19 protein-coding genes are annotated in these 16,566 nt (G+C 39.3%); all 19 read right to left on the minus strand.

Going from position 1 to position 16,566, the window contains the following annotated elements:
• Positions 1–7: 7 nt before the first annotated feature.
• Positions 8–1,363, minus strand: a complete 1,356-nt coding sequence (gene glmU, locus BN1208_RS07005) for a bifunctional UDP-N-acetylglucosamine diphosphorylase/glucosamine-1-phosphate N-acetyltransferase GlmU (protein ID WP_046489097.1) — start codon at positions 1,361–1,363, stop codon at positions 8–10.
• 88 nt (positions 1,364–1,451) lie between these two features.
• On the minus strand, positions 1,452–1,874 hold the full coding sequence (locus BN1208_RS07010) for a F0F1 ATP synthase subunit epsilon (protein ID WP_046489099.1): 423 nt from the start codon (positions 1,872–1,874) through the stop codon (positions 1,452–1,454).
• 18 nt (positions 1,875–1,892) lie between these two features.
• Complete coding sequence (atpD, locus tag BN1208_RS07015) at positions 1,893–3,320, minus strand: F0F1 ATP synthase subunit beta (RefSeq protein ID WP_046489101.1); 1,428 nt, start codon at positions 3,318–3,320, stop codon at positions 1,893–1,895.
• Positions 3,321–3,358: 38 nt separating this feature from the next.
• Positions 3,359–4,225, minus strand: a complete 867-nt coding sequence (gene atpG, locus BN1208_RS07020) for a F0F1 ATP synthase subunit gamma (RefSeq protein WP_046489102.1) — start codon at positions 4,223–4,225, stop codon at positions 3,359–3,361.
• Between the two features lie 14 nt (positions 4,226–4,239).
• Positions 4,240–5,781, minus strand: coding sequence for a F0F1 ATP synthase subunit alpha (gene atpA / locus BN1208_RS07025; protein WP_046489104.1), 1,542 nt, complete (start codon positions 5,779–5,781; stop codon positions 4,240–4,242).
• Positions 5,782–5,805: 24 nt separating this feature from the next.
• On the minus strand, positions 5,806–6,342 hold the full coding sequence (locus BN1208_RS07030; protein WP_046489106.1) for a F0F1 ATP synthase subunit delta: 537 nt from the start codon (positions 6,340–6,342) through the stop codon (positions 5,806–5,808).
• 7 nt (positions 6,343–6,349) lie between these two features.
• The gene (locus BN1208_RS07035; RefSeq protein ID WP_046489108.1) at positions 6,350–6,820 is read right to left on the minus strand and encodes a F0F1 ATP synthase subunit B; all 471 of its coding nucleotides are present in this window, start codon (positions 6,818–6,820) and stop codon (positions 6,350–6,352) included.
• A 40-nt stretch (positions 6,821–6,860) separates the two neighbouring features.
• Positions 6,861–7,136, minus strand: a complete 276-nt coding sequence (gene atpE / locus BN1208_RS07040; protein ID WP_046489109.1) for a F0F1 ATP synthase subunit C — start codon at positions 7,134–7,136, stop codon at positions 6,861–6,863.
• Positions 7,137–7,176: 40 nt separating this feature from the next.
• Entirely contained in the window at positions 7,177–7,986 is an 810-nt protein-coding gene (gene atpB, locus BN1208_RS07045; protein WP_046489111.1) for a F0F1 ATP synthase subunit A, read from the minus strand.
• A gap of 25 nt (positions 7,987–8,011) precedes the next feature.
• The gene (locus tag BN1208_RS07050) at positions 8,012–8,416 is read right to left on the minus strand and encodes an ATP synthase subunit I (RefSeq protein WP_052734671.1); all 405 of its coding nucleotides are present in this window, start codon (positions 8,414–8,416) and stop codon (positions 8,012–8,014) included.
• A gap of 86 nt (positions 8,417–8,502) precedes the next feature.
• Positions 8,503–9,366, minus strand: a complete 864-nt coding sequence (locus tag BN1208_RS07055; protein ID WP_046489113.1) for a ParB/RepB/Spo0J family partition protein — start codon at positions 9,364–9,366, stop codon at positions 8,503–8,505.
• Positions 9,359–10,135 carry a ParA family protein gene (locus tag BN1208_RS07060; RefSeq protein ID WP_046489114.1) on the minus strand — a complete coding sequence of 259 codons (777 nt, stop codon included), beginning with the start codon at positions 10,133–10,135 and terminating at the stop codon, positions 9,359–9,361. The genes BN1208_RS07055 and BN1208_RS07060 overlap by 8 nt, the downstream gene beginning before the upstream one ends.
• A gap of 2 nt (positions 10,136–10,137) precedes the next feature.
• On the minus strand, positions 10,138–10,776 hold the full coding sequence (gene rsmG / locus BN1208_RS07065; protein WP_046489116.1) for a 16S rRNA (guanine(527)-N(7))-methyltransferase RsmG: 639 nt from the start codon (positions 10,774–10,776) through the stop codon (positions 10,138–10,140).
• On the minus strand, positions 10,773–12,686 hold the full coding sequence (gene mnmG, locus BN1208_RS07070) for a tRNA uridine-5-carboxymethylaminomethyl(34) synthesis enzyme MnmG (protein WP_046489118.1): 1,914 nt from the start codon (positions 12,684–12,686) through the stop codon (positions 10,773–10,775). Before mnmG ends, rsmG begins: the two co-directional genes overlap by 4 nt.
• Positions 12,687–12,810: 124 nt before the next feature.
• Positions 12,811–14,169 (minus strand): tRNA uridine-5-carboxymethylaminomethyl(34) synthesis GTPase MnmE, encoded by a 1,359-nt coding sequence (gene mnmE, locus BN1208_RS07075; RefSeq protein WP_046489120.1) that lies wholly within the window; start codon positions 14,167–14,169, stop codon positions 12,811–12,813.
• Positions 14,153–15,784, minus strand: coding sequence for a membrane protein insertase YidC (yidC, locus tag BN1208_RS07080; RefSeq protein ID WP_046489121.1), 1,632 nt, complete (start codon positions 15,782–15,784; stop codon positions 14,153–14,155). The genes mnmE and yidC overlap by 17 nt, the downstream gene beginning before the upstream one ends.
• A gap of 19 nt (positions 15,785–15,803) precedes the next feature.
• Entirely contained in the window at positions 15,804–16,013 is a 210-nt protein-coding gene (yidD, locus tag BN1208_RS07230; RefSeq protein ID WP_082092861.1) for a membrane protein insertion efficiency factor YidD, read from the minus strand.
• Positions 16,010–16,342 carry a ribonuclease P protein component gene (gene rnpA, locus BN1208_RS07085; protein ID WP_223259239.1) on the minus strand — a complete coding sequence of 111 codons (333 nt, stop codon included), beginning with the start codon at positions 16,340–16,342 and terminating at the stop codon, positions 16,010–16,012. Before rnpA ends, yidD begins: the two co-directional genes overlap by 4 nt.
• A gap of 27 nt (positions 16,343–16,369) precedes the next feature.
• Positions 16,370–16,504 (minus strand): 50S ribosomal protein L34, encoded by a 135-nt coding sequence (gene rpmH / locus BN1208_RS07235; protein ID WP_082092862.1) that lies wholly within the window; start codon positions 16,502–16,504, stop codon positions 16,370–16,372.
• Between the last annotated feature and the right edge of the window lie 62 nt (positions 16,505–16,566).

Below are 16,566 nucleotides of genomic sequence, written 5' to 3' on the forward strand. Positions count from 1 at the left end.
TCTCTCTTTATTTCTTTGTAGGTTTTTTCCAGCCAGAAATGCTGGTTTGTTTTCCACGTGACACGGTGAGATCTCCTGGTGGAGCATCTTTAGTAATCGTCGATCCTGCTGCAATCGTAGCCCCCTTACCAATTTTAACGGGTGCTACTAATGCTGTATTTGATCCTATAAAAACATCATCCTCAATGGTAGTCGGATGTTTATTTGCACCATCATAATTGCATGTAATAGTTCCCGCACCTATGTTGACTGATTTGCCTACAAGGCTATCGCCGACATAGCTTAAGTGATTGATGTTGGTGTGGTCGTTCACTTCACTATTTTTAATTTCTACAAAATTACCAATGTGAACGTGATTTTGAAGCTGGGTGCCAGGTCTTAATCTTGCAAAGGGTCCAATACGACAATGGTTCCCCACTTTACTTTCAACAATATGTGAATAGGGTTCGATCGAGGAATGGTCTCCAATGATGCTATCTTTGATATGCGAATAAGCTGCAACTTTCACATGACTCCCCAGAACGACCTTGCCTTCAAAAATACAACCTACATCAATTGTCACATCTTGTCCTGCTGTGACTTCGCCACGGATATCAATTCGGCTCGGATCTATAATGGTGACACCCTGTTCCATCAATGTTTTTGCTGTCATAAGTTGATAGTTCCTTTCCATGGTTGCTAATTCATATTTTGAATTAATTCCGGTAATGGATTCTTCATTATCCGCAGATTCGCTTAATACTTCAATGTTATCTTCAATGGACAGCCCTACAATATCTGTCAAATAATATTCTTTTTGGGCGTTCTTATTGGTCAGTCTTGTAAGCCAATTTTTTAAGAGATGATTGGGGGCGCACATAATGCCTGTATTAATTTCTTTAATATTTTTTTGTGATTCATCACAATCTTTTTCTTCTACAATTTTTTGTATTCGGCCGTCTTTTCTTACAATTCTACCGTAGCCTTTTGGATCCTCTTTTAAGTAAGTTAAAACAGCTAAATTTTTTTGGCCTTTTATAATTAGGCGTTCAATCGTTTTTTGATCAATTAAAGGTACATCACCATATAAAATGAGCGTATTACCCCTGTCATTAATTAAAGGAAAAGCTTGTTGCAAAGCATGGCCTGTACCTAATTGTTCTTTTTGCTCTACCCATTGAATATCGGGCGATGGAAATGTTTTTTTGACGAGATCGCCGCCATATCCATAAACCACCACAAGCTCTCTAGGTTTGAATGACATAGAAGCATCAATGACATAACCGAGAAGAGGTTTATGAGCAAGCGGTTGCAAGACTTTGGGTAAATCAGAACGCATCCGCGTCCCTTTGCCTGCAGCTAAAATCACAATAGATAAAGACATCTTTGCTATTTTATCGTCTATTTGTGATCAGATGACATAAAAAAAGCAGCTTAAAAGCTGCTTTTAATAGTTTTGTAAGCTTTGTAATTTAATGTTTTTGGCGTAGTTTTTGAATCGCTTGAATTTGAGCAATCGCTTCAGCTAATTCAGCTTGCGCTTTTGCATAATCCACATCGGATGATCGATTTTTCATTGCTTCTTCAGCCGCTTTTTTAGCTGCATTCGCTTGCGCCTCATCAAGATCATGACCACGAATCGCTGTATCCGCTAACACAGTCACTACCCCTGGTTGCACTTCTAAAATACCGCCTGAAATATAAATGAGTTGTTCTTCATTTTTATCCGCTAATTTGATGCGCAACGCGCCTGGTTTTATCGATGTAATCATCGGTGCATGATGCGGATAAATACCCACTTCACCCATTTGTGCGGGTGCTGCTATAAATTCAGCTTCTCCTGAAAAAATAGATTCTTCAGCGCTTACTACATCAATATGAACCGTTGCAACCATGTTTTTTTACCTAATCAATTAAGATAATGTTTTTGCTTTTGCTACAGCTTCTTCGATGCTGCCAACCATATAGAACGCTTGTTCTGGTAAATGATCATATTCACCACTCACGATTGCTTTAAAGCCTTTGATCGTATCTTTCAATGTAACATATTTACCAGGAGCGCCTGTAAAGACTTCAGCAACGTGGAATGGTTGTGATAAGAAACGTTGAATTTTACGTGCACGACTCACCGCTAATTTATCTTCCGGAGATAATTCGTCCATACCAAGAATCGCAATAATGTCGCGTAATTCTTTATAGCGTTGCAATGTAGATTGAACAGAGCGTGCGACTTGATAATGTTCTTCACCCACTACGAGCGGATCAAGCTGACGTGATGTTGAATCCAATGGGTCCACCGCTGGATAAATACCAAGAGAAGCAATGTCACGAGACAATACAACTGTTGAATCCAAATGTTGGAATGTTGTTGCAGGTGATGGATCAGTCAAGTCATCGGCTGGGACATAAACCGCTTGAATCGAAGTAATCGAACCTGTTTTTGTTGAAGTGATACGTTCTTGTAAGCGACCCATTTCATCAGCGAGTGTTGGTTGATATCCTACCGCTGAAGGCATACGTCCAAGAAGTGCTGATACTTCAGTACCTGCGAGCGTATATCGATAAATATTATCTACGAAGAAAAGAACATCACGACCTTCGTCACGGAATTTTTCGGCCATGGTTAAACCTGAAAGCGCTACGCGTAAACGGTTGCCTGGTGGCTCGTTCATCTGGCCAAACACCATCGCTACTTTAGATTCTTCCATGTCATCTAATTTAATAACGCCTGCATCTGACATTTCATGATAGAAGTCGTTACCTTCGCGAGTTCGTTCACCCACCCCTGCGAATACAGATAAACCTGAGTGTTGTTTAGCAATATTGTTAATGAGTTCCAACATGTTCACAGTCTTACCTACACCGGCACCGCCGAAGAGACCAACTTTACCGCCTTTAGCGAACGGGCAAACTAAGTCAATGACCTTAATGCCTGTTTCAAGAAGATCAACAGAAGGTGACAGGTCTTTGAAGTCTGGTGCTTTTTGGTGAATGGAACGGAATTCTTTAGATTTAATTGGGCCTAATTCGTCAATCGGGCGACCAAGCACATCCATGATACGACCTAGAGTACCTGTACCTACTGGCACATTGATCGCAGCGCCCGTAGATTTAAATGCTGTACCGCGTGCCAGTCCGTCAGACGAACCCATCGCAATCGTTCTAACAATTCCGTCACCTAGCTGCTGTTGCACTTCGAGTGTCAATCCTGCTTCAGCTTGTGAGTCTTTGTCATCTATAATTAATGCATCAAATACTTTTGGCATTTGATCGCGAGGAAACTCAACGTCAACGACCGCTCCGATACACTGAACTACTTTTCCGATTTGTTTACTAGCCATTTTTTTATCCTTGAAGACTCTAAATAATTAATTCAATGTTATGCAACCGCAGCTGCACCACCCACAATTTCTGAAATTTCTTTTGTAATTGCCGCTTGACGCGCTTTGTTATAAACCAATTTCAATTCGCCAATTACATTCTTCGCATTATCTGAAGCAGACTTCATTGCAACCATTCGTGCGGATTGTTCTGACGCCATATTTTCTGTGACGCCGTGATAAATCAATGATTCGATATAACGTGTTAATAATTGATCAATCACACTTTGTGCATCTGGCTCATAGATGTAATCCCATGGGCCTTCTGGACTTCCGATTTTTTCACCTGAGAGTGGTAACAATTGATCCACAACAGGGTCTTGTTTCATCGTATTAATAAATTTGGTATAGCAAATAAAGAGCTGATCAACTTCACCATTCACATAAGCATCTAACATCACTTTGATTGCGCCAATTAGTTTTTCAACATGCGGCGTATCACCTAAACCTATGATATGTGATTTCACATTCGCGTTAATACGCGTCATGAAACCTAAACCTTTATTACCTAATGCACTCACGTGTACTTTTTTACCTTGTGATTCCCATTGTTTCATCTGATTGACAGACATTCTTAAAACGTTGGTATTAAGGCCGCCACATAAACCTTTATCTGAAGTGACTACAATCAAACCAATATTTTTTACTTGGTCTTTTTTCACGAGAAATGGATGTTTATACTCAGATTGGGCGTAAGACAAATGTGCTGCCACGTTTCTGATTTTCTCAGCATAAGGTCGAGCTTGACGCATACGCTCTTGCGCTTTACGCATCTTAGATGCTGCAACCATCTCCATCGCCTTGGTGATCTTTCGTGTATTTTCTACACTCTTGATCTTGGTTCTGATTTCTTTACTACTGGCCATAATGACTCTTTATATTAGTAAGCGTTACTTGATTTGAAATCTTCAATCGCCTTTTCAAGTGCTTTTTCATTGTCACCCGATAAGTCAGTTGTTTTTTCGATGTCTTGCATAATCTTTTTATATTTAGAATTCATGAAGCCATGCAATGCATTTTCAAATGCCAACACTTTAACCGTTGGAACATCATCAAAGTAGCCTTTGTTTGCTGCAAATAATGTCACAGCCATTTGTGAAACACTCAAAGGTGCATATTGTGCTTGCTTCATAAGTTCTGTAAACATGCGGCCGCGATCAAGTTGTTTACGTGTGGCTTCATCAAGATCAGATGCAAATTGTGCGAACGCTGCTAACTCACGATATTGAGCTAGAGCTAAACGTACACCACCACCTAATTTTTTAATCACTTTAGTTTGTGCAGCCCCACCCACGCGAGACACAGAAATACCTGCGTTAATCGCTGGACGAATACCTGCGTTAAATAAGTCTGTTTCAAGGAAGATCTGACCGTCAGTAATCGAAATCACGTTTGTTGGTACGAATGCTGATACGTCACCTGCGGCTGTTTCGATGATTGGCAATGCAGTGAGTGAACCTGTTTTACCTTTCACTTTTCCTTTTGTAAATTTTTCTACATAGTCTTCATTCACGCGTGCTGCACGCTCAAGTAAACGTGAGTGAATATAGAAAACGTCACCAGGATATGCTTCTCGGCCTGGAGGACGGCGCAAGAGCAATGAAATTTGACGATAAGCAATAGCTTGCTTTGTTAAGTCATCATAAATAATAAGCGCATCTTCACCACGATCGCGGAAATATTCACCCATCGTACAACCCGCGTAAGGCGCTAAGAATTGCAACGCTGCTGAATCAGAAGCTGTAGCTGCAACGATGATTGTGTATTCCATCGCGCCGTGTTCTTCAAGTTTTCTAACGACGTTAGCGATAGTGGATGCTTTTTGACCAATCGCCACGTAGATACAGGTCATGTTTTGACCTTTTTGATTAATAATCGCGTCAGTCGCTACAGCTGTTTTACCCGTTTGACGATCGCCAATAATCAACTCACGTTGGCCTCGTCCGACTGGCACCATAGAGTCGACAGATTTCAAACCTGTTTGAACTGGTTGGGATACAGATTTACGTGCAATCACACCTGGTGCAACTTTCTCAAGCTTGTCAGTAAGTTTAGTTTTAACTGGGCCTTTACCATCGATGGGTTGACCAAGTGCATTTACCACACGGCCAATCAATTCTGGGCCTACAGGCACTTCTAAAATACGGCCTGTACATTTACATACATCACCTTCTGTAATGTGTTCGTAATCACCTAGCACCACAGCACCTACAGAGTCACGTTCAAGATTCAAAGCAAGCCCATATGTGTTTCCTGGGAATTCGATCATTTCACCAGACATCACATTTGACAATCCGTGAATACGCACAATACCGTCGGTCACTGATACGACCGTACCCTGTGTTCTCGCTTCAGCGGTTGTCGAGAAATTCTCTAATCGACTTTTAATGAGTTCACTAATTTCTGATGTTGATAACTGCATTACTATCTCCTGATAATGATTAGCTTACGACTTCAATGCGTAGGCTAAATTTTGTAATTGCTCACGAACTGAAGCATCAATCACGGTGTCGCCCACAATCACTTTAATACCACCAATGATTGCTTCATCAATCGTTACTTTTGCGTCAATTTTTTTACTAAATTTCTTTTCTAAACTTTTCACTAATGTGTCGACTTCTTTATCTGTCGGTTTTGATGCAACAATAATTTCAGCATCGAGCGTTCCTTCATCCGTTGCTTTTAGTGTTTCAAAAAGCTCGCTGATTTGAGGTAGCACATTAAGTCTTTTATATTCAATCAAAAGCTTAATGAGATTTTCTCCATAAGCATTAAGTTTTTTTCCAGCGATTTTAATGAGCGCTTTTTCGCGATCCTCATCAGATACCTTTGAATCGTTAATGAAAGCATGCATACTCTCATCTAAAGACACCTTTGCTAAAAATTCCAACATCTCAGACCACTCTGTAAGAGATTTTTTTTCTTTAGCAAGATTAAATGCTGCAACAGCATAAGGTCTTGCGATGGTTGAAATTTCTGCCATATAGATCCTATAGTTCTTTCGCTAATTTACTTAACATATCGCTATGTGCTTTCTTATCAATTTCTTTTGATAAGATTTTTTCAGCACCGGCGATGGCAAGTGTTGACACTTGTTCGCGTAAAGATTCTTTAGCACGATTCACTTCTTGGTCAATCTCTGCTTTAGCACCTAAGATGATACGATCCCCTTCAGTTTTCGCTTGATGTTTCGCTTCTTCTAAAATTTCAGATGCTCTTTTTTCAGCTTGAGAAATAATTTCAGAGGCTTTCTGTTTGGCTTCGTTAAGTTGCAGGGTCGTTTTCTTTGCAGCGACTTCTAAAGAAGCTTTTCCTTCTTGCGCTGCAGCTAAACCGTCGGCAATTTCTTTTTGTCGCGTTTCAATCGCGTTTAAAAGAGGTGGCCACACATACTTCACGGTAAACCAAATGAGAATCGCAAAAGCAATCGCTTGGGCAATTAACGTAAAATTAATATTCATTTTTGCTCCTGTCTAAGTTCGGTTAAAAGAACCTAAACAATTATTTTGCGATTGCACTTAATAATGGGTTTGCAAATGCAAACATCATCACGATACCAACGCTAATAATGAAAGAAGCGTCAATCAAACCTAAAAGTAAGAATACCTTACCTTGTAATTGAGGAATCATTTCAGGTTGTCTTGCTGCGCCTTCTAAGAAACTCGCACACATAATACCGATACCGATACATGCGCCTAAAGCTGCTAAACCAATCATCAAACCTAGACCAATTGCTGTATAAGATTGAATCATTGCTAAATATTGTATATGTTCCATGTTTACTTCCCTCTCAGTTAAAAATACTTAAATAAAAAAACTAATGGCCTTCATGCGCCATCGATAAATACACCACCGTTAACATCATGAAGACAAATGCTTGTAGCCCCACAATTAGAATATGGAATATGGACCAACCTGCGCCCAACAATGCTCCAAAAAATACGCCTGTCACACTCGTTGACGCTAATAAGCCGAGTAACAAGAAAATTACTTCTCCTGCATACATGTTTCCGAAAAGCCGGAGTGAGTGAGATAAAGGTTTAGAAATGTATTCGATGATATTGAATAAAAAGTTTGCAGGCCATACCCAAACTTTGCTACCAAAAGGGGCTGTAAATAATTCGTGAATCCAACCACCAAAACCTTTTACTTTAATACCAAAATAAATCATAAGGATCCACACTGCGATCGCAAGTGCAAATGTTGTATTAATGTCTGAAGTTGGCACGCTTCGCCATTCGTGAATGCCTAAAGGTGCGTAAATAAAATGTGCCATCACATCGATAGGTAGAAAGTCCATGGAGTTCATCACAAGGACCCAGATAAAAACTGTTAATGCAGCAGGTGCGATAAAAGCGTGGCGATCGCCATGGAATATATTTTTAACTTGATCGTCAATGAAACCAAACATGAGCTCTACAAATGCTTGGCCTTTAGAAGGAACGCCAGCTGTTGCTTTACGAGCAACCATCCATATCAATGCCATTGAAATAATACCAAGCAATACACCCATTACAAGTGAGTCAATATTAATTGCCCAGAACGCACCTTCACCAATAGCCTTCGTATTAAAGGTTAAATGGTGGGTGATATATTCACTCGCTGTTAATGTGCCTTCAGTTGCCATAGCTTTCAATATTTCCTAATAACTTTTATTTGTCTTCATTTAATTTTGTAATCGATGCGCCTGAAATAATGGCTGACAATACAAGCCCTGCAATCAGTGCAAATGGTACAAGCGCTGTATAAAACTTAAACGCAGACCAAAGCGATACAAGTACTACAAAAATTTTTACGGCTTCAGCTTTTAATACGTTAATAATGATAGCTGCGGGCTCTTTACTCAAAGCCGTTTTGTGAGCAATTTTTGAGGCGAGAAGTACACCGAATATTACGGAGACACTACCGATCAACGCAGACACACCTGCATGCTTTCCAAACACTACTGCAACTAAAACCGTTAATATACCAGCGGCTTTAACCTGCAAACTCAACATTTTTTGAATGATTTGAGGGAATCGCTTCATTCTTTCAGTGATTTCATCAATATCGGACATTTATGCTCACTGAATGCAACATCTTTGAGTTACAAAGGCATGAATTTTCCCTGTAATTAGCCGTTCCGTCAAGGGTAAAGCATACTTTATCCTTTGATTTTTTTAAGAATCTCATCCAATTGCTCCAAATTACGGTAATGCACTTTTAAAATACCCGAACCATTCTTTTTGGCGTCAATAGTGACCGATGCCCCAAGTGTTTCTGCTAAAGATTCTTCAAGCTGACGCACATCTGCATTCGTCTTTTTAGGAGAGATTTTTTGACTATCGATTTTGTAACTATTTTGTAGATTTTTAACGAGCGCCTCAACTTCTCGCACAGATAGATTTTTTTGAATCACTTCTTCGCATAATATAATCTGTTGGCTGCCTTCTAAGCCAATCAAAGCTCTTGCATGTCCCATATCAATTTTGCCACTTAATAGTCGATCTTGAACAGGCTTCGTTAAAGTTAACAGTCTTAATAAATTAGAAACAGTGACGCGCGATTTACCAACCGCATCTGCCGCTTCTTCATGCGTCATATTAAATTCATCGATTAAACGTTTAATGCCAATCGCTTCTTCTAATGGATTTAGATCTTCGCGTTGAATATTTTCAATAAGCGCCATCGCGAGCGCTGATTCATCAGGAATATTTTTAATGATGACTGGTACTTCACTAAGATTTGCTAATTTTGCAGCACGCCATCTTCTCTCGCCTGCAATGATTTCATATTGATTGTTCCCCACAGGCCGGACAATAATGGGCTGCATGACACCTTGTTTTAAAATAGATTGTGAAAGCGCATGTAAAGCCTCTTCTTGCATAATGCTTCGAGGTTGATATTTACCAGGCTGTAATTCACTAATTAATAAAGTCTGAAGTGTGCCTTCGTTTTTTTGAACGTCTTCTTCGCCACTTAATAATAATGCATCGAGTCCGCGACCTAATCCTTTAGCTTTAACCATGTGACTTCCTCATTTGTTTTTCTATAATTTCTTCGGCAAGTTTTAAATATGCTACAGCCCCTTTAGATGAGCGGTCATACATTAAAATAGGCATGCCATGACTTGGCGCTTCTGCCAATCTTACATTTCTCGGAATAATGGTTTCATACACCTTGTCACCAAAGTGCGCCGTTAATTGATCCGACACTTGTTGAGCTAACATATTGCGCTTATCAAAGAGTGTTTTTAATAAACCTTCAATTTCAATTTTAGGATTTAAATTGCTTCTCACTTTTTTGATAGTGTTAACTAAATCTGATAAACCTTCTAATGCATAATATTCACATTGCATAGGAATTAAAACGGCATCAGCAGCAGTCAACGCGTTTACTGTCACTAGATTAAGTGCGGGGGGGCAATCTAATACTACATAGTCGTAATCTTTTTTTAAATGTTGCAATGCTTCTTTTAATCGAGTTTCGCGTTTGCTTTCATTGACAAGTTCAACTTCAGCACCAGCAAGATTTCGATTCGCAGGAGCTAAATCAAAACCTCCACGCTCACAATGAATCACAATATCGTTAAATGATTTACTTTGAATCAACACATCATAAATTGATGTTTTAATAGTTGATTTATTAATACCTGAGCCTGTCGTTGCGTTGCCTTGTGGATCAAGATCAATGAGAAGCACAGATTTATTTTTTGCAGCTAGGCTTGCAGCTAAATTTACCGATGTGGTGGTTTTTCCGACACCGCCTTTTTGATTCGTCACCGCTAATATACGCATAACTAAAAAATTTCTTTCTTCAATTGAACTAAATATCGTTCAGCATTAATAAATGGCACTTCAAGCGGAATCAGCGTGTATTGATTCTTTTCAAATGCTTCTAATTCTTCTTTGACATCTTTTGATTTCATCGCTAACCACACACCATTTTTTTGTAATGTATGTTGTGTCAGTGACATCATATTTTGTAAATTTGAAAACGCTCTTGTGATCACGCTATCAAAAAGTATGATCGGTTGATATTCTTCAACGCGCGCATTTATCACATTTAAATTAGTCAGCGATAACTCACTTTTCACTTGTTGCATAAATGTTGTTTTTTTATTCACCGAATCCATCACAGTCACTTTTAATTCGGGTTTTATAATCGCCAATACAATGCCAGGAAATCCTGCACCACTTCCAACATCCAACACATGTTCCATCTCTACATGATTCAAAATAGATAAGCTATCAAGAAAATGTAATTTAATCATTTCGTCTCGCTCGCGAATCGCTGTTAAGTTATATACGCGATTCCACCTTTCAATTAAATTTAAATACGCCATTAGTTGGTCTATCATTTGATCAGACAAATTTAAACTCATGCGATGTAAGCCCTCGACCAATAGATCGCGGTCTTTTTTTATGGCTTCATTCATGCTGCTTTTGCTGGGCGTTTCGCTGTCATTTTTTTAGGTTTATTTTTACGTTTAATAAACACTAAAAGTAATGAAATAGTCGCGGGTGTTATGCCGGAGATGCGCGACGCTTGTCCTAAATTCTCAGGCTTGTGAAGATTTAATTTTTGTTGCGCCTCTGCACTTAGCCCGTGCACATCTTTGTAATCAAGGTCTAAAGGCAAAGGAAAGTCTAATTGATCTCGGCTGCGATCTACTTCTTCTTGTTGTCTTACGATGTAGCCTTTATATTTCGCTGAAATTTCGACTTGCTCTCTGACTGCTGGATCAATAAGATCCGCATCTTCTTTCATCAATTCTTTTACGCCTGCAAAACTGACTTCAGGTCGTCTTAATAAATCAAACAAGCTATATTCGTGATCAATTGCTTTTCCAATAATAGCTTCTTGTTTTTCAATTGAAATATCTTGTGGTCTTATAAAGAATTTTTTTAAGCGCGCTTCTTCTGAGTGGATCGTTTCTTGTTTTTTATTAAACATGGTCCAGCGCTCATCATCCACTAAGCCTAGATTACGGCCCATAGAAGTTAATCTTAAGTCTGCATTGTCTTCTCTTAACATCAAACGGTATTCTGCTCTGCTTGTGAACATGCGGTAAGGCTCAGTAACACCTCGTGTAATGAGGTCATCTACTAAGACGCCCAAATAAGCTTCATCTCGCTTAGGACACCAAGCATCTTTATCTTGCGTCATCAAAGCCGCGTTTGTACCTGCCAGGAGTCCTTGAGCCGCCGCCTCTTCATAACCCGTTGTACCATTAATTTGTCCTGCAAAAAATAGGCCCTGAATGGATTTGGTTTCTAAACTCGACTTTAAATTACGCGGATCAAAGTAATCATATTCAATCGCATATCCCGGTCTTAAGATGTGTGCATTCTCTAACCCATTAATTGAACGGACTAATTTGTACTGTATGTCAAAAGGGAGGCTTGTTGAAATACCATTTGGATAAATTTCGTTGGTGTCTAGGCCTTCTGGCTCTAGAAAAATCTGATGTGAATCTTTATCTGCAAAACGATGGATTTTATCTTCAACAGATGGACAATAACGTGGGCCTACACCTTCAATTACGCCCGTATACATGGGGGATCGATCGAGACCGCTTCTAATAATGTCATGTGTCGATTCGTTAGTATGCGTAATCCAACAAGAAACCTGTCTTGGATGTGTTGTTTTTTTGCCATAAAAAGAGAGATAAGGAGTGGGGTTGTCACCAGGCTGTTCCTGCATCACGGCATAATTAATGGTGCGCCCGTCAATTCTTGGCGGCGTTCCAGTCTTAAGACGGCCTACAGGCAAGCCAATCTCTCTTAATCGGTGTGCTAAAGACATAGAAGGTGGATCACCTGCTCGGCCTGCTTGATAATTTTTTAAGCCCACATGCACAAGGCCGCCTAAAAAAGTACCCGCCGTTAAAACGACAGTTCTAGACTTAAACTGGATACCAATTTGCGTCACAACGCCTGCAACATGGTCTTTCTCTAAAAGAATATCGTCAACTGCTTGTTGAAAAAGCCAAAGATTAGGTTGGTTCTCAAGACGATGCCGAATCGCAGCTTTATATAAAATACGATCAGCTTGCGCACGAGTCGCTCGCACGGCAGGCCCTTTGCTACTATTTAAAATGCGAAATTGAATACCCGCTTCATCAGTGGCAATACCCATAGCCCCGCCTAAAGCATCGATTTCTTTAACTAAATGCCCTTTGCCAATACCACCAATAGATGGATTGCACGACATCTGACCTAAGGTCTCGATGTTATGGGTTAAAAGTAAAGTCTTTTGCCCCATGCGAGCGGAAGCAAGAGCCGCCTCTGTACCAGCATGCCCTCCTCCAACCACAATCACATCGAAATTATTTGGAAATTCCATGGTTTTACGCCAATTATAAAGGTGTAATTTTACTTTAATCTACTGATAATCACTATGAAAACCATTGTTTCACGTGAAACATTTGCTTAAAGAGGAAAAAAACTGTTCCACGTGGAACAAAGAATTACTTGCCGATACAAAAACGGCTAAAAATCTCCCCCAGGAGATCGTCTGGGGTAAATTCGCCAGTAATAGAAGCCAATGAAGTTTGCGCTTGTCTAAGCTCTTCGGCTATCAATTCAGGCGACTGAATCTGATTCACTGACTCATTCAAACGTTTTGAGACTATATCGAGCGCATCTAAATGTCTTTGTCTGGCCATAAAAATGCCTTGGTTGCCATCCTTACTAAATTCAACACCAGCCATTTTTAATAAAACATTCTTGAGTTGGGCCAAACCTTCTCCATTTTTTGCGGAGATAAAAAGATGATGCTCGCCTTCAATTATTTCAGATGATGCTTTTTTAGACATCAAATCAATTTTATTGTGAACCCACACCTTAAAAACGTCTTTTGGAATGCGATTTAGAATGATTTTCTCGTAATCGGTAATACCTTTGCCAGCATCTACTAAAAATAATGCGATATTGGCCTTTTCTATCGAAATCCATGTTTTTTCAATACCCATTTTTTCAATTTCATCGTTGGTATCTCTTAACCCGGCTGTATCAATCACATGAATAGGGATACCATCAATTTGAATTTCACTTTTAATGGGGTCGCGCGTTGTGCCTGGAATGGAAGTCACAATGGCTTGATCATTTCCAGATAATTGATTGAGCAAACTCGACTTGCCCACATTGGGTTGACCCACCAACACCACTGTAAAGCCTTCACGCAATAAGCGTCCTTGTTTAGCAGATAAAGTTACTTCATCCATGCGAAGCTTCAGGCTTAAAAGCTTTTCCTTTACTTTGCCAGTCGTAATGAAGTCGATTTCTTCCTCTGGAAAATCTAAACAGGCTTCAATATACATACGTAAATCAATAAGCTCTTTAAGTAAGTCATTGATTTTATTCGAAAAATAACCACTTAGGGAAAGCATAGCACTTTTAGCTGCCTCGGCTGTTGAAGCATTAATTAAATCTGCAACAGCTTCTGCCTGAGTTAAATCAATTTTGTCATTAAGATAAGCGCGCTCAGTAAACTCTCCAGGCTTTGCAAGTCTCGCACCACATTCAATACAGCGCGCCAATAAAAGTTGCATCACAGCAATGCCGCCATGGCCTTGAAGCTCTAAAACATCTTCACCGGTATACGAGTGTGGGGATTTAAAAAAAAGTGCGATGCCGCGATCTATTACTTGGCCATTACGATCCAAAAACGGCAGGTATGAAGCTAAACGATTTTCGGGGCAAACACCTAAAAGATATTTCGCAACATCGCGCGCTTGAGATCCTGAAACTCTCACAACACCAATGCCGCCAGCACCCGAGGGTGTAGCAATAGCAGCAATGGTGTCTAAATTATTTGCGAGCTGCATTGCCTTTCTTAGCTAATGCGGCTGCATGAATGGATCGATTGATCATCCATTGTTGAAGAATAGACAATATGTTATTAATCACCCAATAGAGAACTAAGCCAGCGGGGAAAAAAAAGAAAAATACACTAAATACCACCGGCATGATCATCATCAATTTTGCTTGCATCGGATCCGTAGGCGCTGGATTAAGTTTTGTCTGAATGATCATGCTGATGCCCATAATAATAGGCAATACATAGTAAGGATCTTTTACAGAAAGATCGGTAATCCATAACATGAAAGGTGCGTGTCTTAATTCAACGGCACCCATCAACACCCAATAGAGGGAAATGAAAACAGGGATCTGAATAAGAATAGGTAAACAACCGCCCATCGGATTAATTTTTTCTGTACGATAAAGCTCTAACATAGCTTGCTGAAATTTAGCTTTGTCATCTCCAAATTTTTCTTTCATGCTTTGTAAGCGCGGAGTTAATTCACGCAATTGAGCCATTGATTTATAACTTGCAGCTGAGAGCGGATAAAAAAGAATCTTAATTAAAACAGTCAAAAGAATAATTGCGCCGCCCCAATTATTCACTAATTTATGAATCCAATGAAGCACCATAAACAAAGGTGAGGCAATAAAAGTTAACCAACCGTAATCAACTGTATAACTAAGTCCTGGCGCTGCTTTTTCAAGTTCTTCCTGAATTTGCGGTCCCGAATAAAGTTTAGTTGAAAATTCTTTTTTCTCGCCAGGTTGAATAGATGGAAGCTGAGTCAACACGCCTGATGAATAAATATTTTCTGCAACTTCTTTTGTATAAAATTCACGCTTTTGATTTCCAGGCAGAATCCACGCGCTCGCAAAATAATGTTGTACTACACCAATCCAGCCATCAACCGAAATCAATGACAGATCTCGTTTTTTCATGTCACTGAAATTAATTTTTTTAAACTTATCAGCTTCGTTATAGTAAGCGCCACCAATAAATGTAGGCGTAATTTTACTTTCTTGAGCAGAGCCATCATCATGCACAAGCTGGAAATAAGCTGATGGCGTAATCGCTGATTTTCCATGATTCGTAATTTCATAACGCACTGCTATTTGATAGCTACCGCGATCAAAAGAAATAATTTTTGAAACTTCAACATCTTGATTTTTGTAACTCAACTTAACATCTAAATGATTTTGTCCATTTTCTAAAACATAATTAGTTTTTTCAGATGTAAACATTGACTTATGTGTTGGCAAATCATTACCGATGAGTCCAGTTTGTGCAACATAAAATAATGGTTTTTGTGAGTCGTCTAATAGCACAAATTTATCTTGCGCATTATCAGCCAAATGATTATTTAAAAGTAATCGACGAATGTCGCCGCCGACTGTATCAATTTCAATCTGGTATAAATCAGTAGCCACTTTAATACGCGAACCTGTTTCTAATTTAAAATTAGAATCGAGTGCGATGGTTTTAGTATCAATAGAATTTAATTTTTGTGAAGATGGAACGCTTGCATCTTGTTGGGTTGCAACTTCAGCCACTGGAGTATGTTTACGTTGCCAGGTGTCCCATAGCAAAAGAATTGAAAAAGAAAATACAACAAACAGTATTAAACGCTTCGTATCCATAAATTATAAAATTCCAAAATTAAATAACAGGGTCATGACCACCCTTGCACCATGGATGACATTTACCTATTCGTTTTATTGATAAAAAAATACCTTGTATTAAACCTTTTTTATGTATCGCATCTATGGTGTATTGCGAACATGTAGGTGTAAAACGACATTGCTGACCAAAAGAAGGACTTAATAATAGTTGGTAACATCTCACAAATAGAATTGCGATTGATTTCACTTTTTTAATCTTGCAATCATTTGATCAACTTCAGTTTCAATGTCTACAAAATCGTTGCGATAAAACGATTTTTGAATGCGTATCACTATATCAAAATTTAAGAGTTGTTCTTGTTTTTTTCGCATTAATTCACGTAAGACGCGTCTCATGTAGTTGCGTTTCACAGCCAATTTCTGTGTTTTTTTTCCCACGACCATACCTAAACGAAATAAGGACAACGCATTGGGTTGGTAGTGAAAACTGAGGTGCTGAGAGGAAAGTCGCTTACGGAAATTAAAAACGGATGAAAATTCATCCGTTTTTGTAAGTTTGGTTAATTTAGTTTGCAAATTATGGAGAATTTGCCAAATAGGTCTTTATAGACCGATACGAGCACGGCCTTTAGCACGGCGAGCTGATATTACAGCGCGTCCTGCACGAGTCTTCATGCGTACTAAAAAACCATGCGTGCGAGCACGTTTTACTTTGGATGGTTGATAGGTACGTTTCATTGTATTTCTCCAGCTATAATTCGATAAGGATCGCGCAATTTACCGTACATACCCCTCTATGT

The organism is Candidatus Methylopumilus planktonicus, from assembly GCF_000981505.1.
GTDB lineage: Bacteria > Pseudomonadota > Gammaproteobacteria > Burkholderiales > Methylophilaceae > Methylopumilus > Methylopumilus planktonicus.